Here is a 24,592-nt window from a genome sequence, read left to right as displayed (position 1 = left end):
GGAGAATCCATATGATTAATTCAAAAATTATAGTTATCAGTACAATTAGCCTCGCTCTTCTTTCTGGCTGTGCAGTAGAATCATCTCGAAGCTTAGATGTTGCTAAAGTGAATTCCTATAACACACAATATCATGGCATAAGAACGCCTATTTCCGTTGGAGCGTTTGAAAACCGCTCTGACTTTCAAAGAGGTATATTCTCTGATTCTGAAGATCGTTTAGGAAGTCAAGCCCAAACAATTCTTGTTACACACTTACAACAAACAAATCGATTTAATGTATTAAATAGAACCAATCTAAGCCAGTTAAAACAAGAAGCAAATATTTCACGTAAAGCCCAAAATCTAAAAGGAGCTAAATATGTTATTACTGGTGATGTAACTGAATTTGGCCGGAAAGATGTAGGCGATCATCAATTATTTGGCATATTAGGGAGAGGAAAATCACAGGTTGCCTATGCAAAAGTAGCATTAAATGTCGTTGATGTCTCAACATCTGAGGTCGTTTATTCCGTACAAGGAGCTGGTGAGTACTCTCTCTCTAATAGAGAAATTATTGGATTTGGTGGAACTTCAGGTTATGACTCCACATTAAATGGCAAAGTGTTAGATTTAGCTATTCGTGAAGCTGTCAATAATTTGACTCAGTCTATTGATAGCGGAGCTTGGAAACCGAATTGATATAAGGGAAGAATAAAATGATTAAAGATTTGTTTAAACTACCGTTATTGTTGATTTTTTCTATATTCCTATCTGCATGCGGAACTTCTACAAATAATATGTATTATTGGAAAGGGTATAATAATACAGTATATGATTATCTCAAAAATGACAGCACGTCTATTAGTAATCAAATCGAAGCAATGGAAAAGTACTTTAGTGATGCTAAAGATAAACAACTAGCTGTTGCTCCGGGGGCTCATGCTCATATGGGATTGTTATTGGTTCAATCTGGTCAGTTAGATGCTGCACGTCAACAATTCTTAGAAGAGAAAAAACTCTTCCCAGAATCTTCTTCATATATTAATTTTTTAATGAAAAATAAAGTCAATGGAGAACAAAAATGAGACTAATAAAGTTTTTATTTCCCTTTTTGACTGTATTCGTTTTAGCAGGATGCCAAACTTATACAGAAAAACCTATAGATTATACTGAATTTAAAAAAAGCCGCCCTAGCTCTATTTTGGTTCTTCCACCATTGAATGAATCACCAGAAGTGAATGCTAGTTGGGGAATGTTGACAGCAACAACCTATCCATTATCAGAAGCAGGTTATTATGTATTTCCTGTTGCTGTTGTTAATGAAACATTTAGACAGAACGGATTAACTAATGCTGCCGATATCCATAATCTTAAACTTGATAAATTACGTGCAATCTTTAATAATGATGCCGTTCTATATATTACAGTGAAAGATTATGGAACCCGATATCAATTAATTCAAAGCATAACTATTGTTCAAGCTGAGGCAAAATTAGTTGATGCTAAAACAGGTAAAGCATTATGGCAAGGCTCTGTTACGGCTAGTGATTCTGCAGAAAAAAGCAATAATAGTACAATATTAGGAGCATTGATTGGTGCGATTATTGACCAAATTTCTGGGACATTACTTGATAAAGGATTCGATGTAGCCCAAATAGCGGGAAGTCAATTGCTTTCACCTCAAAGAACAAATGGGATTTTATATGGTCCTCGTTCGTCTGAATATAAGATAGAAAAAAACAAATAAGTTCATAATTTATTCTACTTAGCTGACTAATAAACCTACGATTTTCGTCGTAGGTTTCTTTTTTACTCATAGTTTATTGAAATAAAATATCACTAATAAAGAAAACTATTTCCCATTCTCTACCCATTTTCCATCAATATAGTCCGCACGCCATTTGGTGGCTTTTCCTGCTTTTTCAGAAGTAATATATTGACGTTTTTCTTTACGGCTGAAGCGGATAATGGCTTCATTGCCTTCTGGATCTTTTTGTGGAGCATCGGCTAAATACTGCAATTTTTCAGGCAGACGTTCACGATATTGTGCTAGTTCTGCCACTTTTGCGGGACGTGTTTCACGCGATTTCGGAAAGTTGTGAGCCGACATAAACACGCCACCTGCCCCATCGCGTAACACAAAATACGCATCAGATTTTTCACATTTTAGCTCCGGGAAATGTACAGGTTCTTCTTTTGGTGGTGCAACCTCGCCATTTTTGAGGATTTTTCGCGTATTGTCGCATTGAGTGCAAGCCATATATTTGCCAAAACGCCCCAATTTTAAGTGCATATCCGCACCGCACTTATCGCATTCCACCACCGGCCCCTCATAGCCTTTGATCTTAAACTCGCCCTGTTCCACCATATAACCATCGCAATTCGGATTATTCCCACATACATAAAGTTTACGTTGTGGATCAATAATATAACTATCCATTGCCGTGCCACATTTTGGACAGCGTTTACGCTCCATCAGGGCTTTGGTTTCGGAAGATTCATCTAACACATTCAGCAATTCGGCTTCAGGAATCAAATTTATCGTGGTTTTACACCGCTCTTTTGGTGGCAACGCATAGCCTGAACAGCCTAAGAAAACGCCTGTGCTTGCGGTGCGAATCGCCATTGGACGCCCACAAGTTGGACATTTAATATCAGTCATCACAAGGCTATTTGGCTTCATTCCGCCCTCAAGCTCATCTAATTCAGCTTGGCTTAATTGTTGAGAAAAATCTTTAAAGAATTGATTTAACTCGGTTTTCCAATTTTTTTCACCATCAGCAATTTGGTCAAGCACATTTTCCATATTGGCAGTGAAATCATAATTCATTAAATCAATGAAAGATTGATTGAGCCGATCGGTAACAATTTCACCCATTTTCTCCGCATAGAAACGACGGTTTTCCACACGCACATAGCCGCGTTCTTGAATGGTCGAAATAATCGACGCATAAGTGGAAGGGCGACCGATCCCCCGTTTTTCTAACTCTTTCACTAACGCCGCTTCGGTAAAGCGAGCAGGCGGTTTGGTGAAATGTTGTTGCGGGATCACTTCATTTAGGGCTAATTGTTCATTAACTGCCACAGCGGGAAGAACCTGATCTTCGGCACTTTTCCCCATTGGCGGTAGCACTTTTGTCCAACCGTCAAAACGTAAAATCCGCCCTTTCGCTTTTAAGCCATAATCTCCCGCACTCACTGTCAGCGTTGTGCTGTCATATTGTGCTGCGGGCATTTGGCAAGCGACAAATTGTCGCCAGATGAGATCGTACAAACGCACGGCATCTTTTTCCATTCCTTGCAAATCCGCTGCCAATACGCGAACATCAGAAGGACGAATGGCTTCGTGTGCCTCTTGGGCGTTTTCTTTACTGGAATAAAAATTCGGCTTGCTCGGTAAATAACTGTCGCCATAATGCGAACCGATGTAATCACGCACCATTGCTAACGCGTCTTGGCTTAAATTCGTGCTATCGGTACGCATATAAGTGATGTAACCCGCTTCATAAAGACGCTGAGCGAGCATCATTGTTTTCTTCACGCCAAAATTTAAACGCGTACTGGCGGTCTGTTGCAAGGTTGAGGTAATAAAAGGTGCTTTCGGTTTTGAGCTGGTTGGCTTGGTTTCTAAATCGGAAACCACATAAGCAGATTCGCGTAAAAAATCCACCGCACTTTGTGCTTGCTGTGCGTTTTTCGGCTCAAATTTTTTGCCTTTAAAGGTCGCAACATTAAGATGAATCGCCATATTCTGTGCATTTTGCGTTAGCACAGACACTTCCCAGTATTCTTCAGGTTGGAAGGCTTTAATTTCACGCTCACGCTCAACCAGCAATTTCACTGCCACCGATTGCACACGCCCTGCAGACAGCCCGCGAGCCACTTTTTTCCATAATAAAGGGGAAACCATAAAGCCCACTACGCGATCTAAAAAACGCCGTGTTTGCTGAGCATTTACGCGATCAAGGTTAAGCTGTTCGGGGTGTTCAAAGGCTTGTTTGATGGCATTTTTGGTAATTTCATTGAACACCACGCGACTAAAACGCTCATCATCACCACCAATCACTTCTCGCAAATGCCACGCGATCGCCTCTCCCTCTCTATCCAAATCGGTCGCAAGATAAATGTGATCCGCTTTTTTCGCCAATGATTTCAGCTCAGCTACCACTTTTTCTTTACCGGGAAGAATTTGATAATTCGCTTTCCAGCCGTGATAAGGATCGATCCCCATACGCTTCACCAACGCATTTCGCTCTTTTTCCTGCTTCACTTTTTGCTTTTCTTCGGGGCTTAATCCTTTGGTGGAAATCGGCTTGGCCTTTTCACCGCTACTACTGCCAACCGTTGGCAAATCACGAATATGCCCAACGCTGGATTTCACAATATAATCATTACCTAAATACTTATTGATGGTCTTCGCCTTGGCTGGCGACTCCACAATCACTAAAGATTTACTCATCTTTTTATTTACCTAATTCTTGCTAACTTGTGTAAAATTGCCGATATATTGCGGACTATCGACGCATAGGTCAATCATTTTTTAAAAAAAGGAAGATAAATGGACAAACTCAATGCAATTTCAGTTTTTTGTAAAGTGGTGGAAACCAAAAGTTTCACCCAAACTGCGATGCAACAAAATATCTCTGTCGCAATGGCAAGCAAACTGGTTTCGCAACTTGAAGAACAGCTCAAAACCTGCCTTTTGCAACGCACTACCCGCACCATCGTACCAACAGAAGCGGGATTAATTTATTATCAACACTGTCAACCTATTTTATCAGAATTACAAGAAGCTGAAGCTAATATTAGTAATTTAGCTACAGCATTACAAGGAAAATTAAATATCTCTGTACCACGTGATTTTGGTTTACTTTATATCGCTCCTAACCTAGAGAAATTTCTAAAATCCAACCCTAATTTACAAGTTGAAGTAGAATTCAGTGATCGAACCGTTGATTTAATTTCTGAAGGATTTGATTTGGCATTACGAATAGGAAATTTACAAGATAGCTCTTTAATAGCACAAAAAATCGCCACCTTTTCAATGCATATAGTTGGGTCTCCTACTTATTTTGCTCAAAACGGTACCCCAAAAACTCTTGAAGACTTATATCAACACAAAGTTTTACTTTATAAATCAAATAGTAACCAAAACTTTGGGGAGTTTACTAATGGAAAACGAATTACTCGCTTAAAGCTTCAAACTAATATGATTTGTAACAGTGGTCTCGCCCTTACTGAATTCGCAAAATCTGGGTTAGGAATCATAAATTCACCAAAATTTTTAATAGAAAATGAACTAAAATCAGGAGAGTTAATAGAAATATTGACTGAATATCCACAAAAAAATATTGATTTAAATATTGTCTATCCATACAGACGACACTTATCCGCGAAAATAAAGGCATTTATTAATTTTATTCGTCAATTACACTTAGAATGATTTTTCAATAAAAAGCCTATTCACAAAAATCCCCTTAAAAATAAAGGGGATTTTTATATTAATTCAAAATGCCACAATTAATACAATACAAATACTGTCCTTTAGGATCATTCAATAGTGAAAGTTGATTTAATTTCTTCTTTATTTCAAAAAATGAATTCGGCACACCTATTCCTTGTAATAGTTGGTACTGAACATCTTTTTTAAACCCTTTAAAGAATCCTCCTAAAATGGAATCATCTTCTTCTACAATCCATTCAACCCCTAACTTTATCTGTTTTTCTTGAGGTGATTTTGCATATACTAATTCTCTTGCTTTATCAACTGCTCGGTCAAAATCACCTAGTTCATCCACAAGTTTATGCTCTAAAGCTTCTTTTCCTAGCCATACTTGCCCTTGTGCTATTTTATCTACATCATTCTTATCAAGATGACGCCCTTTACTCACTAAAGAAAGGAACTTATCATAGCCGTATTCAATTTCTAATTGATGAATATCTGAATTCACTTTTGACAACTCTGCAAAAATCGATTGATTTGCTAACTCAGAAGTCGAAATACCATCTGAATTTATCCCTATTTCGCCTATTGATTTCTCAAATGTTGGAAAAATTGAAAAAATACCAATTGAGCCTGTTATCGTATCCGCATCAGCGAAAATATAATCTGCTGTACTCGCAATCCAATATCCTCCAGAAGCTGCCATTGCCCCCATAGACACAATCACGGGTTTTCCAGCCTGTTGCAAATGTACGATTTCTTGGCGAATTATTTCAGAAGCAAATGCACTACCGCCTGGACTATTTATTCGCACAATTACCGCTTTTACTTTATCATTATCATAAGCTCGGCGTAATAATTTTGCGATACTATCTCCACCAACACCATTTTCATCACTATTCCCATCAATAATTGTCCCTTCAATATTAACAACTGCAATATTATTAAGCCCCCCTGCCATACGATCTGGAAGGGATGATAAATAATCATCAAATGGCAATAATTTAGGTTGTTCCTTATGATTTTGACCAAAAAGCTCTATTAATGCTTTATTCAGTGTGAAACGATCGGCTATTTGACTAACAAATTTTCTTTGTTTAGCGTATATAGCTTGATCTCCATCTAATGCTCTTAACTGCTCAAAATATTTATCTACACTTGGTAGAACATCCTGTCTTGGAATTTGACGATTTTCAGCAATCATCATTTCATAATCTGCCCACATTAGACTTAACCAACGTTGTAGATTCCTTTTCGCCTCAAGCGACATATCATTACGTAAAAAAGGTTCTACTGCTGACTTATAAGTTCCTACGCGAAAAATATGTGGTGTTACTTTCAACTTATCGAGTAGGTCTTTGTAGTATAGATTTTGTACAGATAACCCTTTAATGTCCACACGCCCAATAGGGTTAAGATAAATTTCATCCGCATAACTTGCTAAAAGATATTGCTTTTGTGTATAGCTATCTGCATAAGCGATTACAGGCTTTCCACTTGCCTTAAACTCTGAAATAGCAGAACCAACATATTTTATTGCTGGCAGATCTGCCCCATCAAAATGATTTAAATCAAAAACTAACCCTTGAATACGCTCATCATTAGCCGCTTTTCTTATGGCATATACAATATCAAATGTCGAAATCTGACGTGGTATATCATATTTAGCATCAATTTCTTTTAATATATCACGTAAAGAATACTCCCCTCTATCATCAGCAAGATAACCGTCTAATTTGAAGAACAATGCCCCCTGTTCACCAAAAAGTTGAACCTTACTATCTTTATTGGGGTTCATTATTAAACCAGCAATAACAAATACAGCCATAAGAAAGAGCAAAAAGATAGCATTCATCACTAAATTACGAAGAAAATTTAGTCCCGACCAAAAAAATTTAAGTAACTTAAACAAAAATTTCATAACGCCCCTAAAAATAAATCATAAAGCAATATAATAACAGATTACACATTAAATGCGAATGATTATTTAATCATTTACCGTTAATTTTACTCTAACTGCGCTATAATTCCATCTAATTACTATAGATGACAGGATACCTTATTTATGGATGCCTTAACACTTCTTACATCTCGACGTTCTAATAAAAAACTCTATGCACCAGCCCCTAATAAAGTACAGCTAAAACAAATATTTCAAGCTGCAATGCATGTCCCCGATCACGGGAAATTACAACCCTATCACTTTGTGGTTATTGAAAATGAGGGACTTACAACACTCAGCTCATTACTAAAATGTGCAGTAACAGAACTGAATTTAGGTGAAGATCGCTTGAAAAAAGCTGAAGAATTTGCCACACGAGCACCAATGATAATTGCCGTTGTCGCGAAAATCCAAAAAGATATTGCGAAAGTCCCAGTTTGGGAGCAAATGTTAACCGCAGGTGCAGCTTGTTATGCCATACAGTTAGCGGCAAACGCACAAGAGTTTGATAATATTTGGGTAACAGGCCCTTGGCTTGAAGGCAGTGCATTACGCGAAGCTTTAGGCTGTAAACAGGATGATAAAATTATCGCTTTTATTTTATTAGGAACAGCTAAAAATAAACTACTGAGAGAAACAAAAACTATCGATATAAATAAATTCATCAATTACTTAGAATAGAAAAATCAACAATTAACTAGGTTGTGCATACAAATATGGCTAGTTCTTTCGAACTAGCCATATTTCCTTTGACAGATTTGATAAACTTTTGAGCTTATAAAAAAAAGACCAATCGGCCATAGATTATAGCCATTTAAATTCAAAATAAATGAGGCTAGCTCTAAGATAAAAATGACTATAAATAAAACCGCTCTTTACTTTATCGCAATTAATGAATATCTCCAAACTCACCTTTATTAAACGCGTTGAATTTTTCGATTAATTCTTCGCGGGTGTTCATTACGAACGGGCCATAGGCTGCAATTGGCTCATCAATTGGCACACCACTGAGTAGCACCATTTTCACGTTTTCATCACCTGCGGTGATTTTAACTTCGCCGCTTTCGTGGTTGAAAATCACCAATTCTGTTGGGTTCGCACGGTCGCTGTCGTTGATCACGGCAGATCCGCGTAATGCTACCAACATTAAATGGTGGGTTTCTGGCACGTTAATGGTTACGCTATGGTTGGCTTTAATATCCATTTCCCACATATTTAACTCAGTAAAGGTGTGAGCTGGGCCTTTTACGCCGTCCAGTTCACCTGCAATAATGCGTGCTGTTCCTGCATTATCCGCAAAGTGATAAGTTGGAATATCTACCGCTTTAATGCTTTGATAACCCGCTGGGGCGTTTTTGTCTTTCGCAGGCAAATTTACCCAAAGTTGTAGCATTTCAAACATTCCGCCTGTGCGGCTGAAGTTTTCGCTATGGAACTCTTGGTGAACGATCCCATTTCCTGCGGTCATCCATTGTACATCGCCTGCACCGATTACGCCGCCGTTGCCATCGCTATCACGGTGTTCTACTTCACCTTGCAATGCAATTGTGACGGTTTCAAATCCTGCGTGTGGATGTGCCCCTACACCGCGTGGTGCACCGTTATGAGGTTTAAACTCCATTGGCATTGCGTAATCTAGCATTAAAAACGGGCTAGTTACTTTATCCTGTTGGCTATGTGAAAATAAAGGTGATACATAAAAGCCACCGCCCACCCAATGTTTTTGTGGTGCTTGATATACTCGATTTACTGTACGCATAATTTTTTCTCCTAAATTTGATCAATTCTGTTTTTTGTGATGCCCTGAATATTCAGGGCGGTTAGTTCATTAACAAGTGGCAACTTGCATTCCACTACGTTGTGCTTCACACAATTTCGTTGGGGTAACATCATTGCCATCTGGATCAACCACGCTTACGGTGGATAAATATTGGTTAATTGTCCATGGATTGCTGCTAAATAACGCTGACGTAACGCACTACGCTCATTTAATTCAGCTTCAGAAAGTGCGGTAACTTTTGCTTTACGTGCTAATTCGTTAATTCTATCTAATTCCAAAATACGCATTTTCTTTCTCCTAAACTGTTTGCTTATTTCTTGTGGCGTAGTTTATACTTGTTCCATATAGTGAACAATAGTCAAATTTGAAACAAAAGGTTCTATTTATGCAACAAATCGATCTCAATGATATGCGTTTTTTTGTTACCGTGATCCAATCTGGTAGCCTAACCCACGCGGCTGAACAGCTAAACGTGCCGAAATCTCGCTTAAGCCGCCGTTTGACAGAATTAGAAAACCAACTAGGCAGCAAACTGCTCGATCGCAATCGTAATGGGGTACGTTTAAATGATCTGGGTGAACATTTTTATCAACACGCTTTAATTGCGGTGGAAGCGGCAGAAAGTGCGGTGAATTCTGTGGCAGATTGCTTAGCCACGCCCCGAGGGTTACTGCGTATTTCCGTTTCCAGTGAAATTTTGCGTTATTGGCTCACGCCCCATTTATCGCACTATTTACAGCAACACCCTGACGTTGAGCTGAATATTACAATGGAAAACCGCCGCGCGAATTTATTGCAAGAAGGCGTGGATATTGCCTTACGCATTGGTGAGCTTGATCTTGATGATGTGGTTGCCAAACATTTATTAGATATTGATTCTGGGGTTTACGCTTCACCTCATTATTTAAAGGCAAATGGCACGCCACTCACCCCACAAGAACTGAAAAACCACCGCTTGCTGCATAAAAGTGATGGCAAAAATTGGCTTTTCAAGCAGGGCAATCAACGGGAATTAATTCAAGGGAAAAAAGCCTTACAAGCCAATGATGCTTCAGTGTTGGCGCAACTTGTTGAAGATAGCTACGGGATTGCCCTGTTGCCTGAGCTTTCAGGCTTAATTCAACCTCATTGGCAAAAATTATTACCCGATTGGCAAATGGAAAGCGTGCCTTTATATGCCATTTATTATAAAAATCGCGGGCTTGCGCCAACGGTGCGAACATTTGTTAATTTTTTGAGCGAAGTAGCAAAAAATTCGCCAAAATAACACCGCACTTTCTATTCAGGCGTTGAGCAAGGGAAACAGATAAAGTAAGATTAACGCCCTTTTGAAAACAACTTAACTTATAACAAATACAGGAAAACACAATGAAAGTATCCATTATCGGTGCAGGTGCTGTGGGCGTGGGCATTTGTAATTATCTTCTGACAATGGGCGAATGCCAAGAAGTAGTCTTGGTGGATCTCAACAAAGAACGCACTCGTGGCGAACAGTTAGATTTCAGCCATACTAGCGCATTAACCTTCGCCAAAAACACCAAAATTATTTCCGGTGAATATGAAGATACCCGTGATAGCGATGTGGTGGTGATCACCGCTGGCGCACAAATTAAAGTGGGACAAGATCGCTTAGAAATTGGTCATATCAATGCGAAAATCACCGTGGAGATTGCCCGTCAATTAGAACGTTATACACCCAATGCGATTATCATTGTGGTTACCAATCCTTGTGATATTCTCACCCACTTCATTATTCGTAATACGAACTTCCCAGCACACCGTGTAATTAGCGCAGGTTGTGTGGTGGATACGGCACGAATGATGAAAATTATTGCCGATAAAGTAAAAATCGATCCGAAAAACGTGTTCGGTTATGTGATGGGCGAACACGGCACCAATAGTTTTATTCCTTGGAGTATCGTAAATATCGCAGGGCAAAAAATCGATGATTTTTGCCAGCAAAACGATGTGCCGATGCTCGATCCACAAGAGCTACTCAAAGCCACCAAAGCCATTGGTTTGGAAGTATTCAGCTTAAAACTCAACACCAACCACGCCATTGCGGCGAGCGTGTTCCGCATTATTCGCGCCATTAGCATTAATGAATATTCTGTCTTGCCCGTTGGCACAATGCTCAACGGCGAATACGGCTTAAACGATGTGGTGGTGAACGTGCCAATGATCATCAGTAGCAAAGGCGTAGAACGCATTTTGAAATACAAACTACCCGCTGATGAGTTAGAGCAACTTCACCAATGTGCCAAAGCCTTACGCCAAGTAGTTGAGCAAGTGGCTGAAAGCACAGGGTTGAAGTGTTAATAATGGATCAATAATATTGATTAAAAAAGTGCGGAAAAACCACCGCACTTTATTTTTTACTGCTTTGCTACTCTATTCCTACAAACAATTTTTCTCGCCACGCGAAAGGCTGATTAAGCCTGAACGAACAATTTCAATCAGCGAACTTTCTTCTTTTAATGCTTTCACAAAAGCATCAAGTTTATCTTTCGTTCCCACTAATTGAATGGTGTAGGATTTGGTGGTAACGTCCACGATTTGTCCACGGAAAATTTCCGCCAAGCGTTTTAGCTCATCACGGGAGCTGCCTTGCGCACGCACTTTCACCAACATCACTTCACGCTCAACGTGTTCACAATCGCTTAGGCTGATCACTTTAAACACATCTACCAATTTATGCAGTTGCTTTTCAATTTGCTCTAGCACTTGCTCATCGCCGTAAGCTTCGATAGTCATACGCGAAAGCGTAGGATCATCAGTGGGAGCAACTGTTAGGCTTTCAATATTAAAGGCACGTTGAGAGAATAAGCCCACCACGCGGGATAATGCCCCCGATTCATTTTCTAATAACACTGATAAAATTCTACGCATTAGGCTTTCTCCGGTTTAGTTAAAATCATTTCATTCATCGCACCGCCACGCACTTGCATTGGATAAACGTGTTCGGTTTCATCCACTTTAATATCAACAAACACTAATTTATCTTTAATAGCAAAAGCCTGTGCCAGCTTTTTTTCCAATTCTTCAGGGTGATCAATTTGAATGCCGACGTGTCCATAAGATTCGGCTAATTTCACAAAATCAGGCAGTGAATCCATATACGAGTGCGAATGACGCCCTGAATAAATTAAATCCTGCCATTGTTTCACCATTCCTAAGAAACGGTTATTAAGGCTGATGATCACTACAGGAATGCCGTATTGTTGTGCAGTGGAAAGTTCTTGAATATTCATTTGAATACTGCCGTCCCCCGTTACACACACCACCGTTGCCTCTGGGTGAGCCAGTTTCACGCCTAACGCAGCCGGCAAGCCAAAGCCCATTGTGCCAAGCCCGCCTGAGTTAATCCAATGGCGAGGCTGATCAAAAGGATAATGCAACGCTGCAAACATTTGATGCTGTCCCACATCAGATGCCACATAAGCCTGACCTTTGGTTAAACGGTAAACTGTTTCGATTACTTGCTGGGGTTTAATCACACCACTATTGCGATCAAAATCCAAGCATTTCACCGCTTTCCATTCATCAATTTGTTTCCACCAATCACTCAGATCCGCTTGGGATTTAGCTAAGTTATCTTCTTCTAATAAAGCTAACATTTCGTTTAACACATTTTCTGCACTGCCCACAATCGGAATTGCCGCTGGTACATTTTTAGAAATGGACGTTGGGTCAATATCAATATGCACCACCTTGGCATTCGGGCAATATTTTTCCAAATTATTGGTAGTACGATCATCAAAACGCACACCAATGGCGAAAATTAAATCACTGTGGTGCATTGCGTTATTCGCTTCATATGTGCCGTGCATTCCTAACATTCCTAAGAACTGTTTATCCGTACTTGGAAATGCACCTAGTCCCATTAAGGAAGAGGTAACAGGTAGATTTAATTGTTTCGCAAATTGGTGAATTTGTTCACTACAATTTGCCGTGATCGCCCCACCACCAATGAAAAGCACGGGCTTTTTCGCCACCAATAAGGCTTTCAACGCTTTTTTGATCTGCCCTTTATGCCCTTGCACTGTCGGATTATAAGAACGCAAGCTGATTTCTTGCGGATAGGTATAAGTATATTTATTAGCTGGATTTACCACATCTTTCGGTAAATCAATCACCACAGGCCCCGGACGACCTGTTGAGGCAATATAAAAGGCTTTTTTGATAATTTCAGGCAAATCTTCCGCTCGCTTTACTAAAAAGCTGTGTTTCACCACAGGACGAGAGATCCCCACCATATCGCATTCTTGGAACGCATCGCTACCGATTAAACCAGACATTACCTGCCCTGAAATTACAACCAGAGGGACAGAATCCATATACGCAGTGGCAATACCAGTAATCGCATTGGTTGCCCCCGGCCCTGATGTGACTAACACGCAGCCTACTTCCCCAGTGGCACGAGCATAGCCGTCTGCCATATGCACTGCCGCTTGTTCGTGGCGTACCAAAATATGCTCAATGCCGCCTAATGTGTGGATAGCATCATAAATATCCAATACCGAGCCACCGGGGTAGCCAAAGACAAATTTTACGCCCTGATCACGCAAGGATTGCACAACCATTTCCGCACCTGATAATTTTTTCATTGTTACCTCGTAAAAATTTGCGGAATTTGCACCGCACTTTTGTTTTTTAATTAACGATGATTATTTGTAACGGATTCAGAATGGCTTGTCTAGCAAGATTTGAGTGAAAATAGCGGAAACTTTTAGGATAAGATTTTTTAAAATCCTAAAACTGCAATATTTTGTAAAATAAAATTCAGCCTAAAATAAAAAAATGCGACAATCTGCCGCATTTTATAAAATAGACGAAATAAAATTTTATTTCCAATTTTGTGATCTAGATCACACTCTAACGTCTTTTAAATAAGAAAATGAGTGCAACCAAGGTGATTGCTGTGGCAATAAAGCCAAACACGCCTGATGCGGTGTAACCAACCACAAGATAGCCCACAATGGTTGCTGTAGCTAAGGTTAACGCATAAGGTAACTGGGTGGTAACGTGATCCATATGATTACATTTCGTGCCAGTGGAAGACAAAATGGTGGTATCGGAAACGGGTGAACAGTGGTCGCCACACACCGCCCCTGCCATTACCGCTGAAAGACAAGGCAACATTAATTCTGGCGCGGCATTGGCGGCAATGGCTGCAGCAATTGGCAACATAATTCCGAATGTTCCCCAGCTTGTTCCTGTTGAGAACGCCATTACTGCACCTAATACGAACAATAACGCAGGCAACACAGCCACTGGTAAATTACCAGACACAAGGCTAGATAAATAAGTCCCTGTTTTCATATCGCCCACAACATTGTTGATTGTCCAAGCAAAGAATAAAATCAAAATCGCACCAAGCATTGATTTCACGCCAACGATCCAAGATTTGGCGTATTCTGCAAAACTCACTTGACGATCAATTAAAATACAAAGGGTTGCCACAACAATTGAAGCACAGCCGCCCACGACTAAAGAAATGCCTACTGTAGTGTTTTCAAATGCGCCTAATACAGAGAACGGTTTACCGTCTGCGGCAAGGGCTTCATTACCTGTGTGCAACATCATAAATACGGTTGCGGCAATTAAGGTAACGATAGGTAAAATCAAGTTGCGAACGTGGCCTTTTACGCCGTTTTGCTCATCTTGATCTTCTTCTGTTCTTTCAAGCGCGAGTTTTTCGTGTCTTGCCATTGAACCAATGTCAAAAGAGAAATAGGCCACGAAGAACACCATTAAAATAGAGAAAATCGCATAGAAATTCATCGCACTCATTGCCATAAATGCCCCGATTGGGGTGTAATCTGTAATGGCGTAAGTAGCAAGTAAGCCTGAAATTAAGGTGATAATGTACGCGCCCCAGCTTGAAACAGGCATAATCACACACATTGGCGCAGCGGTGGAATCCAAAATATAGGCTAATTTTGCACGAGAAACTTTAAATTTATCCGTAACAGGACGGGCAATCGCCCCCACTGCAAGGCTGTGGAAATAGTCATCAATAAAGGTAACAAAGACCAAAGAAGCCGCCATTAATTTCGCGCCACGGCGATTTTTAATACGCTTTTGCGCCCATTCCGCAAAGGCACGATTGCTGCCAGATACGGTTAAAAGTGCGGTCAAAATTCCTAATAACAATAAGAATAAAATGATGTTGATGGTATCAAAGTTCCAACCGTCATCACCATATACCAAAGATTGCACGGTATTCTTTAAATAAATCGCTGTGTTGGCAATGTTGAAATCTGCCAACATTAATGAGCCAATTAAAATACCAATGCTTAAGGATAAAATCACTTTACGCGTGAAAATCGCCAATAATAAGGCTAACAGGGGCGGGACAACCGACCAAATTGATGTGGAATAATCTAAGAGTTCCATTATTGTTCTACCTAAGAATAAGGGAGAACCACTGAGGTTTACTATTTTAAAGAAAAAATAATTTAAAATAAAAGCTAAGTATAATTATACCCAACCTAACCAGTAGCGCTCCATAGTTGTTAAAAAGACTATGACAGTAACGTTTCTTTCGAAAACGCTCCCAACCAATTAAAACGACTTTTAATTGATTTCGGCAACTATTCCTTTCCTTTTTCCTCATCGTTATCCACTCAGAAAAAATACTTATAATAGCCGCTCCTCTACATATGTAGGATACATAAAGGTTACAATAATATCCGAAAAATTCCAAGTACTATCTAAGAAGATAGCTTTTTAACCCATCTTATAGACTAGAAAAACAAATAAAAGTAGCTAGCTCTAACTATTAAAATTAAATATTTAATGGTTCTAGTATTTACCTTAAATAATATTTTCGCTATTATTAAATCAACTTATTTAGTACCATTCAATTTAGGAGATGAAAATGACTGATGCATTAAAAATCTTAAAAAATATTCGTAGCTTGCGTGCAATAGCTAAAGATGTGGAATTAGAACAATTAGAAGAAATCTTAGAAAAGATAAAAATTGTTATTGAAGAAAAACGAGAAACATTAGCTAAAATTGCTCAACAAAAGGCAGAAAAATTAAAAGCACTAGAAGAAGTGCATAATTTATTAAGAGAAAAAGGTATTTCTACCGAAGAACTCCTTTCTTCAAGTATAAATAATGTAGGAAAAACAAAACAGCCTGCTCGTCCAGCTAAATATCAGTATACAGATAATGGACGCGTAAGAACTTGGACGGGCAAAGGAAGAACTCCTTTAGCTATTCAACGTGAATTAGAAGCTGGTAAATCTCTATCTGATTTCGAGATTTAAACTATTTTACTATACAGCGATTCAGTGTAAATGATCTATAAGTTGTTACAGTTCATTTACACTTTTTTATCCATCTTTATCCTAAAAAATAAAAACGTGAAGCTAGTTTATACAGTATAAATTTAAAGATAAAACAAACATTAGCCCTAAAATAAATACATTCATTTTGAGTCTAATGTTGTTTTAAATTTAAAATCAAGTGAAACAATAATCCTATTTCAAAATGACTATTATTCAATAATATTGCCAATAATACTACGTGTCTCCTCCTTTATTTCCATCAATCCAACCTTTACCCTATCGCCAAGTTTATAAACTCTTTCGCCTTTGATATAAAGGGCGATTTCGTCAGGATTAACTTGCATTTCTTCTTTGTTATTGTGCAAGGTGGAAGCAGGAATAAACATTGAAGCACCGTTTTCCAATAATTGAACGCGTAATCCACCTCGCATTACATCTTGGATTTCGGCACTGAATTGGGGGCGGCTTTCCATTTTTTCTGCGAGATAGCGGCAATAAAGCCAGTCGGCAATGTCGCGTTCGATTAAGCGGTTTTGGCGGCGAGCTTCTTGCAAACGTTGTAACACCTCATCGGCGGGCTTTTGGTATTGCTGGGTGGTGAGGCTCGCTTTGATGAGGCGATGATTCACCATATCGGAATATTTCCGAATTGGTGATGTCCAAGTGGCATAACCCGCCAAGCCTAAACCAAAGTGCGGTGCTAATTCAGCCTTAAATTCGGCAAAGGTGAGATAGCGGCGTAGGCGTAGCTCCAAATAATCCCCCTCAATAGGTTCAATATCCTGTCGCATACGGCAATACCCCTCGAGCGTTGCCAAGTTTTCGCTCGAATAGCGTTCTTTTAGATCCGCTTCATTTTCTTCATTTGCTAATTGAGAAAGCAAAAATTGTTGGGCAGGGACGAGATTTTTTTGATCAAAACCACTGTGGGTGTTGAAGATCCCCCATTTTGCCGTTTCATTGAGATATTGCGCTGCACAAATATTGGCTAAAATCATTGCTTCTTCTACGATTTGATTGGCAATACGGCGGTATTCCGCCACAATGGCTTCTACTTTGCCATTTTCAGCTAGTTTAAAGCTGTAATCAGGCTTCTCGTTAAACAGTAGCGAGTGGGTTTTACGCCATTGAATGCGGGCAAGGGTGAATTGATGGAGCAAATCAATTTGGGTTTTGCTCGCAGCATTTTCAGGCTGCCACGCACCCTCTTTTTGTTCTAAATAGTCCGAAACCTTGTCATAAGCCAATTTGGCTTTTGACTTCACATAAGCCGAAACAAATGTCGGCTTGTTGCGAAGGCTGCCGTCTAAATTCACGTCAATAAAGCACACCAACGCAGGGCGAGTTTCATTTTCCATTAATGAACAAAGCTCATCAGAAAGCTTACGCGGCAACATTGGAATGTTGAAACCAGGTAGATAGTTAGTAAAGCAACGCTGTTTAGCTTCTTGCTCGATAATGGAGTTTTCATCAATGTAGGCTGTTGGATCGGCAATGGCGACCACTAATTTCCAGCCCGCGGGTTGCCCGTCTTCTTCAAGGGCTTCAATGTAAAGGGCATCGTCCATATCTTGCGTGCTTTCACTGTCAATAGTCACGAAATGAAGTGCGGTCAAATCTTCGCGAGTTTGTTGATCCAACATCTCGTAACTTTCTTGCCCTTGTACAGGATAACGGGATTGCTGATGACGTGCCAGCGTTACCCACCAAGGGGCAAATTCATCGTCTTTCTGACAAATAAATTGGGTGATTTGGGCGAAGAGAAAACGATCATCGCGTAAGGGGTGGGTTTTAAGCTCTGCCACCACCCAATCGCCCTCTTGCAAGTCTTCTGTTACCGTTTTGGCTTTATTCGCACCGATAGGCTGGTTAATTTGTGGGTGATCCACCAGCACTTGTAATTTCTTGTCTTTATTGTACCGCACTTTGGCGATGAAGCGGGTGAGCATTGGCTCAATCAATTCTTCTGGCTCAGCCTGCTCTTTATCACCAACGGTTTCAATGCGGGCTTTGATTTTATCGCCGTGCATTACTTTTTTCATCGCTTGCGGTGGAATGAAATAGCTTTTTTTATCGCATTCTAAAAAGCCAAAGGCCTTGTCAGAGCCACGCACCACGCCTTCCACGACGGGCTTGCTATCACGAATTTGTTGTTTTAATTGGGAAAGTAAAGGGTTGTTTTGAAACATAATGATCTTTTCTTAATAAACGACAAAAGGCAGACGCCATAGGTCTGCCTTATTTTGTGTTGGGTTAAACTTATTCTGCACCTAATTCGCTCATTGCGGTAATGCTAAAGCCTGCATCAACGTGCAATACTTCGCCTGTTACCCCTGAAGCAAGGTCAGAACATAAGAATGCCGCTGAATTACCTACATCTTCAATGGTAACGGTACGGCGTAATGGGGCGGTGTTTTCAAAAGTCGCAAGCATTTTCTTGAAGTTTTTAATGCCTGAAGCCGCGAGTGTGCGGATTGGGCCTGCAGAAATGGCATTAACACGAATGCCGTCTTTGCCTAAATCTGCAGCCATTACACGGGTGCTGGCTTCAAGAGAGGCTTTCGCTAAACACATTACGTTATAGTTTGGAATGGCACGCTCCGCACCTAAATAGGTGAGAGTAACAAGCCCTGAATTTGGATTTAACATTGGACGTGCCGCTTGTGCCATTGCTACGAAGCTGTATGCACTGATGTCGTGAGCAATGCGGAAGCCCTCACGCGTTGCGGCGTTTACATAGTCGCCATCTAACTGATCACCCGGTGCGAACGCAATGGCGTGTACGAAGCCATCAAATTTTTCCCAATGTTTGCTTAATTCCGCAAAACAGTGAGTGATATTTTCATCGCTCGCCACATCAAGAGGAAGAATGATATCTGAACCAAATTCTTTGGCAAATTCTTCTACGCGTGGTTTTAATTTATCGTTTAAATAAGTGAAAGCTAATTCTGCGCCCTCACGTTTCATTGCAGCCGCAATCCCATAAGCAATAGAACGATTGCTTGCTAAACCTGTGATTAAAATACGTTTACCAGTTAAGAAACCCATTTTTAATTCCTATTTGTGATGAAAAAATTGTGCATAGTATAAGGGAAAACTCACCGTTACACAAAGCTGACCTGAAAATGTGCCAAAAATCTGACCGCACTTTGCTAGCCTTATGTCTTACTATGCGGGATTATAAATCTCTTTAAATTCCACTTCAAAACCGTGTTGTTCCGCCAACCATTCGCCCAAGGCTTTCACCCCATACCGCTCCGTGCAGTGATGCCCTGCGGCAAAAAAGTTAATGCCTTGTTCGGTGGCAGAATGAATGGTTTGTTCGGACACCTCGCCCGTAATAAAGGCATCAAGTGCCTGCTGTGCGGCAAGATCAATATAACCCTGACCGCCGCCCGTGCAAATCCCCACTGTGCGGATAAAGTGCGGTGCATTTTCAGCACAAAAAAGCGGTTTACGTTGTAATTGTTGCTCAATACGCTGAGCAAATGCTTCCCCGCTGATAGGTGTGGCGAGCGTGCCATAAACAGGAATGCTGAATTTACCTTGCTCTAAGGGTTGCAGATTTTCAATACCCAATAACGCCGCAAGTTGGGCGTTGTTGCCTAGCTCTGGGTGAACATCAAGGGGCAGGTGGTAAGCGTATAAATTAATATTATTTTGCAATAAGGCTTTGATTCGTTTGCCTTTCATTCCTCGAATGCAAGGGTTTTCGCTTTTCCAAAAATAACCGTGATGAACTAAAATTGCATCGGCGTTTTGGCTGATGGCATAGTCAATCAACGCAAGGCTTGCAGTTACACCTGTGATGATTTTTTTCACCTGCTCTCTGCCTTCCACTTGCAAACCATTCGGCGCATAGTCAGAAATCGCCGCTGCGTTAAGTTTTTCGTTAAGAAGTTGTTCTAATACTATGTTGTTCATAATAAAAATGTAATAAAAGCCTTTTCTTATATTGTGTTGATTATATTTTCTTTCTACCAAGAATTATTTACTTACGTCTATAGATTTATTCTATCAAAATAGAAACTTTTTTAATACAAATAAAAATGCTTTGGTTATCCCTACATTGCTACCTGCCGTTAAAGATTTGTTTAAAATGCTCTATTTAAACAGTTACCATTCATAATAAATTCCTATTAATGAAAAAGAATTTCATTATTTAAGTTGGCTCATCAATAACTTGTGATTCAGTGACAAATTTTTCATTGATAGCCCTTAACAATTCCATTCTGATCTTTATAATATTGCCAAATTTTTTGGAGGAACTATGGCAACAATTAAAGATGTCGCGAAAATGGCGGGCGTTTCTACAACAACAGTATCCCATGTAATAAATAAAACACGTTTTGTTGCTGAAGAAACAGAAAAGCAAGTTAGAGAAGCCATTCGAGTACTAAATTACTCTCCGAGTGCAGTAGCACGAAGTTTAAAAGTAAATACTACAAGATCTATAGGAATGGTTGTCACAACAAGTGAAGCACCTTATTTTGCTGAAATTATTCATTCTGTAGAAGAACATTGTTATCGACAAGGTTACTCATTATTTTTATGCAATACACAAAACAATCCTGAAAAAATCAAAAATCATTTAGAAATGCTTGCTAAAAAGCGTGTTGATGGAATTTTAGTAATGTGTGCTGAATATATTCAGGATTCATTGGATCTACTCGAAAATTTTACTGATATACCTATGGTAGTAATGGATTGGGGGCCGCATAGTAAAAATACAGACCTTATCCAAGATAATAGCTTTATTGGTGGATACCTTGCCACCAAATACTTAATTGATAATGGTCATAAAAAAATTGGCATTATTTCTGGAGAGCTTATCAAAACAACAGCCAGAACACGCTATGAGGGGTTTGTTACAGCAATGAAAGAAGCAAACCTTGAAATAAATCCTCTCTGGGTTATGGAAGGTTTTTTTGAACCTGAAGATGGCTACGAATGTATGAATAGAATTTTGACACAAGATAATCTACCTACTGCTGTTTTCTGCTGTAATGATGTAATGGCACTAGGTGCGATTTCAGCTATTGGAGAGAAAGGATTAAAAGTCCCCGATGATATTTCTATTATTGGTTATGATAATATTCATTCATCACGTTTTTACTCCCCGCCTTTAACGACTATACATCAATCAAAATCACGTTTGGGAGCTCAAGCAGTTAACTTATTATTTCAACGAATTAGTGATAAATCCGGAAAATATGAAGTTATTGAAATTCATCCTGAATTAGTGATTAGAAAATCAGTGAAATCTTTAGATAAAAAATAAAAATCCTTGAACATACTAAGAAAATGTTCTCTAAAAATAACAATTTTATAACCTTATTAAAGGTTGTATAAAAGATGTTAAAAAAAATATAAAAAAGTACCGCACTTTTCATCTGTACTGTTTTTTATATTTGACCTTTTTCTTATTTTTGCTTATATCTAGCCAATAAATTTATTTAATTGAGGTCATTATGATTCAACACTATGCAACACTTCGCCACAATATCAATATGCTCGGCCACTTTCTTGGGGAAACGATCTGCGATGCCCAAGGAAAAGAGATTCTTGAACTGATTGAAAACATTCGTATTTTATCAAAAAAATCTCGAGCTGGAGATGACGAATCTAGACAACAGCTCTTAACAATACTTGCAACAATTTCTGATGAAAAAATTATTCCTGTAGCCAAAGCATTCAGCCATTTTCTTAACCTCACAAATATTGCAGAGCAATATCAAACTATTTCCCGCAACCATATTGATCAAGAATCATCCAACAGAAGTTTAGAGTCCCTGTTTAAACGATTAAAAGAACAAGGCGTTCCTCAAGACAAAGTTCTCGAGTCAATACACAAATTACTCATTGAGTTAGTCTTAACTGCTCATCCTACAGAAGTTACCCGACGCTCTTTAGGACAAAAATATATTGAAATTAATCGCTGTTTAAGTCTTCTTGAACACGATGATTTAACTAAAGCTGAAACAACAAAATTGAAGCGTCGGCTAATGCAATTAATCGCATTGGTTTGGCATACTAACGAAATTCGTACACAACGCCCTACGCCAGTTGATGAAGCTAAAGCAGGAATGGCAGTAATTGAGAATAGCTTATGGCAAGCCGTCCCAGATTTCTGCCGTATTGTTAATTTCCATCTAGAAAAATATTACAATATACAATTTCCTATTGATCTTACCCCTATACGTTTTTCTTCTTGGATGGGAGGAGATCGAGATGGAAATCCATTTGTTACAGCTCAAACTACACGCCAAGTTTTATTAATGAATCGCTGTAAAGCAGCTGAACTTTTTTTAGAGGATATCAAATTATTAGCTGATGAACTTTCAGTCATTGAATGTACATCTGAATTTCGTGAAAAATATGGCTCTCATTTAGAACCCTATCGTTTCGTCATAAAAGAATTACGCACAAAATTAATTAAAACTGTTTCTTATTACAATGACCTTTTAGAAAATAAAGTATCTATCATTGATCAAAATGATTTAATTTCTCGAGATGAGCAATTATGGGAACCTCTCTATGATTGTTATCAATCTTTGCTCCAATGTGGAATGCGTATTATTGCTAATGGTGCATTATTAGATTGCTTACGTAGAATTCGTTGCTTCGGGTTATCATTATCTAGACTAGATATTCGCCAAGAAAGTACTAAACATAGCGATGCCATTGCAGAAATTACACGTTATATTGGCTTAGGTGATTATTCACAATGGACAGAAGATGATAAACAAGCCTTTCTCATTCGTGAATTAAGTTCTCGTCGTCCTCTATTACCTCAAAATTGGACGCCTTCTAAAGAAACACAAGAAATATTAGATACTTGTAAAGTTATTTCAGAGCAAAAAGAAGGTATTATTTCTTGTTATATTATTTCAATGGCTCGCACCGCATCCGATGTACTTGCTGTACATTTATTATTGAAAGAATGTGGTCTGCCTTATCATTTGCCTGTCGTTCCATTATTCGAAACACTTGATGATCTAGAGGCCTCAGAAACAGTGATGCGTCAATTATTTAATATTGGGTGGTATCGTGGTGTTATTAATAATAAACAAATGGTAATGATAGGATACTCTGACAGTGCGAAAGATGCCGGTATGATGGCCGCTTCTTGGGCGCAATATCGTGCTCAAGAGCAATTAGTTAATTTATGTGATGAACTCGGCATTGAACTTACATTATTCCATGGTAGAGGAGGAACAATAGGTAGAGGTGGAGCACCAGCCCACGCGGCATTGCTTTCTCAGCCCCCTCGTTCTTTAAAAAATGGTCTTAGAGCAACAGAACAAGGGGAAATGATACGATTTAAATTAGGCTTGCCTGCTATAGCAGTAGGAAGTTTAGAACTTTATGCCAGTGCAATTTTAGAAGCTAACTTACTCCCACCACCCGAACCTAAATCAAGCTGGCGTGAGGTTATGGATGAATTAGCCGTTATTTCTTGCAAAATTTACCGTGGTATCGTTAGAGAAAATAAAGATTTTGTTCCTTATTTCCGCTCTGCGACACCAGAACAAGAACTCTCTAAATTACCTCTTGGTTCTCGCCCAGCCAAACGCAACCCAAATGGTGGTGTAGAAAGCCTACGTGCAATCCCTTGGATTTTCGCTTGGATGCAAAATCGACTAATGTTGCCTGCCTGGCTTGGAGCTGGTGCATCTATACGTCTTGTCATTGAGCAGAAAAAGGGACATATAATTGAAGAAATGTGTAAACAATGGCCATTTTTTTCTACTCGTATCGGAATGTTAGAAATGGTATTCAGTAAAACTGATAGTTGGCTATCTGAATACTACGATAGACACTTAGTAAAACCTGAATTTTGGGTCTTAGGAGAGGAACTACGAGAGCAATTAAAAGCAGATATAAAAACTGTTTTATCATTATCTCACGAAGATCAACTTATGTCTGATTTACCTTGGATAGCTGACTCTATTGCCTTACGTAATATTTACACTGATCCACTTAATTTACTACAAGTAGAATTACTACGTAGATTAAGAGAATTTCCACAACACCAAAATTTTGACGTAGAACAAGCCCTAATGATAACAATCACAGGCATTGCAGCTGGTATGCGAAATACAGGATAATTGATCTATTATTCAGCCACAATGACAACATTGTG

At 39.2% G+C, this 24,592-nt stretch carries 19 protein-coding genes, 1 pseudogene and 1 riboswitch; of the genes and pseudogenes, 10 read left to right on the top strand and 10 right to left on the bottom strand.

Annotated features, from left to right (window positions below; all coding sequences use genetic code 11):
• The first annotated feature begins 11 nt into the window (after positions 1–11).
• Genes HBL79_RS04150 through HBL79_RS04140 form a run of 3 tightly spaced genes read left to right on the top strand, consistent with a single transcriptional unit; the run spans position 12 to position 1,728 of the window.
• The gene (locus HBL79_RS04150) at positions 12–680 is read left to right on the top strand and encodes a CsgG/HfaB family protein (RefSeq protein ID WP_035685081.1); all 669 of its coding nucleotides are present in this window, start codon (positions 12–14) and stop codon (positions 678–680) included.
• 17 nt (positions 681–697) lie between these two features.
• Positions 698–1,066, top strand: coding sequence for a DUF4810 domain-containing protein (locus HBL79_RS04145; protein ID WP_035685084.1), 369 nt, complete (start codon positions 698–700; stop codon positions 1,064–1,066).
• Positions 1,063–1,728, top strand: coding sequence for a DUF799 domain-containing protein (locus tag HBL79_RS04140; protein WP_035685086.1), 666 nt, complete (start codon positions 1,063–1,065; stop codon positions 1,726–1,728). Before HBL79_RS04145 ends, HBL79_RS04140 begins: the two co-directional genes overlap by 4 nt.
• Before the next feature lie 105 nt (positions 1,729–1,833).
• Here the strand turns inward: HBL79_RS04140 and topA are convergent, their stop codons facing one another.
• Complete coding sequence (gene topA / locus HBL79_RS04135; RefSeq protein ID WP_035685089.1) at positions 1,834–4,440, bottom strand: type I DNA topoisomerase; 2,607 nt, start codon at positions 4,438–4,440, stop codon at positions 1,834–1,836.
• A 99-nt stretch (positions 4,441–4,539) separates the two neighbouring features.
• On the opposite strand from topA, the gene HBL79_RS04130 reads away from it, so the two are divergent.
• Complete coding sequence (locus tag HBL79_RS04130; protein WP_035685091.1) at positions 4,540–5,424, top strand: LysR family transcriptional regulator; 885 nt, start codon at positions 4,540–4,542, stop codon at positions 5,422–5,424.
• A gap of 58 nt (positions 5,425–5,482) precedes the next feature.
• On the opposite strand, the gene sppA is transcribed toward HBL79_RS04130, so the two are convergent.
• On the bottom strand, positions 5,483–7,345 hold the full coding sequence (gene sppA / locus HBL79_RS04125; protein ID WP_035685093.1) for a signal peptide peptidase SppA: 1,863 nt from the start codon (positions 7,343–7,345) through the stop codon (positions 5,483–5,485).
• Between the two features lie 144 nt (positions 7,346–7,489).
• Between sppA and HBL79_RS04120 the strand changes: the two genes are divergently transcribed.
• The gene (locus HBL79_RS04120) at positions 7,490–8,047 is read left to right on the top strand and encodes an NAD(P)H nitroreductase (protein WP_035685096.1); all 558 of its coding nucleotides are present in this window, start codon (positions 7,490–7,492) and stop codon (positions 8,045–8,047) included.
• A 208-nt stretch (positions 8,048–8,255) separates the two neighbouring features.
• Here HBL79_RS04120 and HBL79_RS04115 read toward each other — a convergent pair whose 3' ends face one another.
• Both HBL79_RS04115 and HBL79_RS04110 read right to left on the bottom strand, forming a co-directional pair.
• The gene (locus HBL79_RS04115; RefSeq protein WP_017805696.1) at positions 8,256–9,125 is read right to left on the bottom strand and encodes a pirin family protein; all 870 of its coding nucleotides are present in this window, start codon (positions 9,123–9,125) and stop codon (positions 8,256–8,258) included.
• 69 nt (positions 9,126–9,194) lie between these two features.
• A pseudogene (locus HBL79_RS04110) lies at positions 9,195–9,433 on the bottom strand (DUF896 domain-containing protein).
• Positions 9,434–9,531: 98 nt separating this feature from the next.
• Between HBL79_RS04110 and HBL79_RS04105 the strand changes: the two are divergent.
• Positions 9,532–10,413, top strand: a complete 882-nt coding sequence (locus HBL79_RS04105) for a LysR family transcriptional regulator (RefSeq protein WP_035685099.1) — start codon at positions 9,532–9,534, stop codon at positions 10,411–10,413.
• Positions 10,414–10,514: 101 nt separating this feature from the next.
• Entirely contained in the window at positions 10,515–11,465 is a 951-nt protein-coding gene (locus HBL79_RS04100; protein ID WP_035685102.1) for a lactate/malate family dehydrogenase, read from the top strand.
• 78 nt (positions 11,466–11,543) lie between these two features.
• Here the strand turns inward: HBL79_RS04100 and ilvN are convergent, their stop codons facing one another.
• From ilvN to HBL79_RS04085, 3 genes are all read right to left on the bottom strand, one after another.
• Positions 11,544–12,035, bottom strand: a complete 492-nt coding sequence (gene ilvN, locus HBL79_RS04095; protein ID WP_017805703.1) for an acetolactate synthase small subunit — start codon at positions 12,033–12,035, stop codon at positions 11,544–11,546.
• Positions 12,035–13,753 (bottom strand): acetolactate synthase 3 large subunit, encoded by a 1,719-nt coding sequence (locus HBL79_RS04090; RefSeq protein WP_035685105.1) that lies wholly within the window; start codon positions 13,751–13,753, stop codon positions 12,035–12,037. The genes ilvN and HBL79_RS04090 overlap by 1 nt, the downstream gene beginning before the upstream one ends.
• Before the next feature lie 268 nt (positions 13,754–14,021).
• Complete coding sequence (locus HBL79_RS04085; RefSeq protein WP_046097376.1) at positions 14,022–15,545, bottom strand: Na+/H+ antiporter NhaC family protein; 1,524 nt, start codon at positions 15,543–15,545, stop codon at positions 14,022–14,024.
• 95 nt (positions 15,546–15,640) lie between these two features.
• Positions 15,641–15,816: riboswitch (Lysine riboswitch) on the bottom strand.
• 213 nt (positions 15,817–16,029) lie between these two features.
• Between HBL79_RS04085 and HBL79_RS04080 the strand changes: the two genes are divergently transcribed.
• Positions 16,030–16,425, top strand: a complete 396-nt coding sequence (locus tag HBL79_RS04080; protein ID WP_017807231.1) for an H-NS family histone-like protein — start codon at positions 16,030–16,032, stop codon at positions 16,423–16,425.
• A gap of 230 nt (positions 16,426–16,655) precedes the next feature.
• On the opposite strand, the gene rnb is transcribed toward HBL79_RS04080, so the two are convergent.
• The 3 genes from rnb to HBL79_RS04065 all read right to left on the bottom strand — a co-directional run bounded on the left by rnb (position 16,656) and on the right by HBL79_RS04065 (position 20,370).
• The gene (gene rnb / locus HBL79_RS04075; protein ID WP_035685110.1) at positions 16,656–18,635 is read right to left on the bottom strand and encodes an exoribonuclease II; all 1,980 of its coding nucleotides are present in this window, start codon (positions 18,633–18,635) and stop codon (positions 16,656–16,658) included.
• 70 nt (positions 18,636–18,705) lie between these two features.
• Positions 18,706–19,494 (bottom strand): SDR family oxidoreductase, encoded by a 789-nt coding sequence (locus HBL79_RS04070; RefSeq protein WP_035685113.1) that lies wholly within the window; start codon positions 19,492–19,494, stop codon positions 18,706–18,708.
• 120 nt (positions 19,495–19,614) lie between these two features.
• Complete coding sequence (locus tag HBL79_RS04065; RefSeq protein ID WP_035685115.1) at positions 19,615–20,370, bottom strand: Nif3-like dinuclear metal center hexameric protein; 756 nt, start codon at positions 20,368–20,370, stop codon at positions 19,615–19,617.
• 346 nt (positions 20,371–20,716) lie between these two features.
• Here HBL79_RS04065 and purR point away from each other — a divergent pair, with 346 nt between their 5' ends.
• Both purR and ppc read left to right on the top strand, forming a co-directional pair.
• The gene (purR, locus tag HBL79_RS04060; RefSeq protein ID WP_035685118.1) at positions 20,717–21,727 is read left to right on the top strand and encodes an HTH-type transcriptional repressor PurR; all 1,011 of its coding nucleotides are present in this window, start codon (positions 20,717–20,719) and stop codon (positions 21,725–21,727) included.
• Positions 21,728–21,917: 190 nt separating this feature from the next.
• A complete protein-coding gene (ppc, locus tag HBL79_RS04055; protein WP_035685120.1) occupies positions 21,918–24,557 on the top strand; it encodes a phosphoenolpyruvate carboxylase in 2,640 nt (879 codons plus the stop codon).
• The last annotated feature ends 35 nt before the right edge of the window (positions 24,558–24,592 follow it).

The sequence above is a fragment of the Avibacterium paragallinarum genome, from assembly GCF_011765605.1.
In the GTDB taxonomy this organism is placed as follows: Bacteria; Pseudomonadota; Gammaproteobacteria; order Enterobacterales; family Pasteurellaceae; genus Avibacterium; species Avibacterium paragallinarum.
This window is presented reverse-complemented; position numbering and strand designations above follow the sequence as displayed.

Excerpts from the sequence above, each read along its gene's own strand:
- HBL79_RS04150 (WP_035685081.1), top strand. The coding sequence starts at position 12 with ATGATTAATTCAAAAATTATAGTTATCAGTACAATTAGCCTCGCTCTT.
- HBL79_RS04145 (WP_035685084.1), top strand. The coding sequence starts at position 698 with ATGATTAAAGATTTGTTTAAACTACCGTTATTGTTGATTTTTTCTATA.
- HBL79_RS04140 (WP_035685086.1), top strand. The coding sequence starts at position 1,063 with ATGAGACTAATAAAGTTTTTATTTCCCTTTTTGACTGTATTCGTTTTA.
- topA (WP_035685089.1), bottom strand. The coding sequence starts at position 4,440 with ATGAGTAAATCTTTAGTGATTGTGGAGTCGCCAGCCAAGGCGAAGACC.
- HBL79_RS04130 (WP_035685091.1), top strand. The coding sequence starts at position 4,540 with ATGGACAAACTCAATGCAATTTCAGTTTTTTGTAAAGTGGTGGAAACC.
- sppA (WP_035685093.1), bottom strand. The coding sequence starts at position 7,345 with ATGAAATTTTTGTTTAAGTTACTTAAATTTTTTTGGTCGGGACTAAAT.
- HBL79_RS04120 (WP_035685096.1), top strand. The coding sequence starts at position 7,490 with ATGGATGCCTTAACACTTCTTACATCTCGACGTTCTAATAAAAAACTC.
- HBL79_RS04115 (WP_017805696.1), bottom strand. The coding sequence starts at position 9,125 with ATGCGTACAGTAAATCGAGTATATCAAGCACCACAAAAACATTGGGTG.
- HBL79_RS04105 (WP_035685099.1), top strand. The coding sequence starts at position 9,532 with ATGCAACAAATCGATCTCAATGATATGCGTTTTTTTGTTACCGTGATC.
- HBL79_RS04100 (WP_035685102.1), top strand. The coding sequence starts at position 10,515 with ATGAAAGTATCCATTATCGGTGCAGGTGCTGTGGGCGTGGGCATTTGT.
- ilvN (WP_017805703.1), bottom strand. The coding sequence starts at position 12,035 with ATGCGTAGAATTTTATCAGTGTTATTAGAAAATGAATCGGGGGCATTA.
- HBL79_RS04090 (WP_035685105.1), bottom strand. The coding sequence starts at position 13,753 with ATGAAAAAATTATCAGGTGCGGAAATGGTTGTGCAATCCTTGCGTGAT.
- HBL79_RS04085 (WP_046097376.1), bottom strand. The coding sequence starts at position 15,545 with ATGGAACTCTTAGATTATTCCACATCAATTTGGTCGGTTGTCCCGCCC.
- HBL79_RS04080 (WP_017807231.1), top strand. The coding sequence starts at position 16,030 with ATGACTGATGCATTAAAAATCTTAAAAAATATTCGTAGCTTGCGTGCA.
- rnb (WP_035685110.1), bottom strand. The coding sequence starts at position 18,635 with ATGTTTCAAAACAACCCTTTACTTTCCCAATTAAAACAACAAATTCGT.
- HBL79_RS04070 (WP_035685113.1), bottom strand. The coding sequence starts at position 19,494 with ATGGGTTTCTTAACTGGTAAACGTATTTTAATCACAGGTTTAGCAAGC.
- HBL79_RS04065 (WP_035685115.1), bottom strand. The coding sequence starts at position 20,370 with ATGAACAACATAGTATTAGAACAACTTCTTAACGAAAAACTTAACGCA.
- purR (WP_035685118.1), top strand. The coding sequence starts at position 20,717 with ATGGCAACAATTAAAGATGTCGCGAAAATGGCGGGCGTTTCTACAACA.
- ppc (WP_035685120.1), top strand. The coding sequence starts at position 21,918 with ATGATTCAACACTATGCAACACTTCGCCACAATATCAATATGCTCGGC.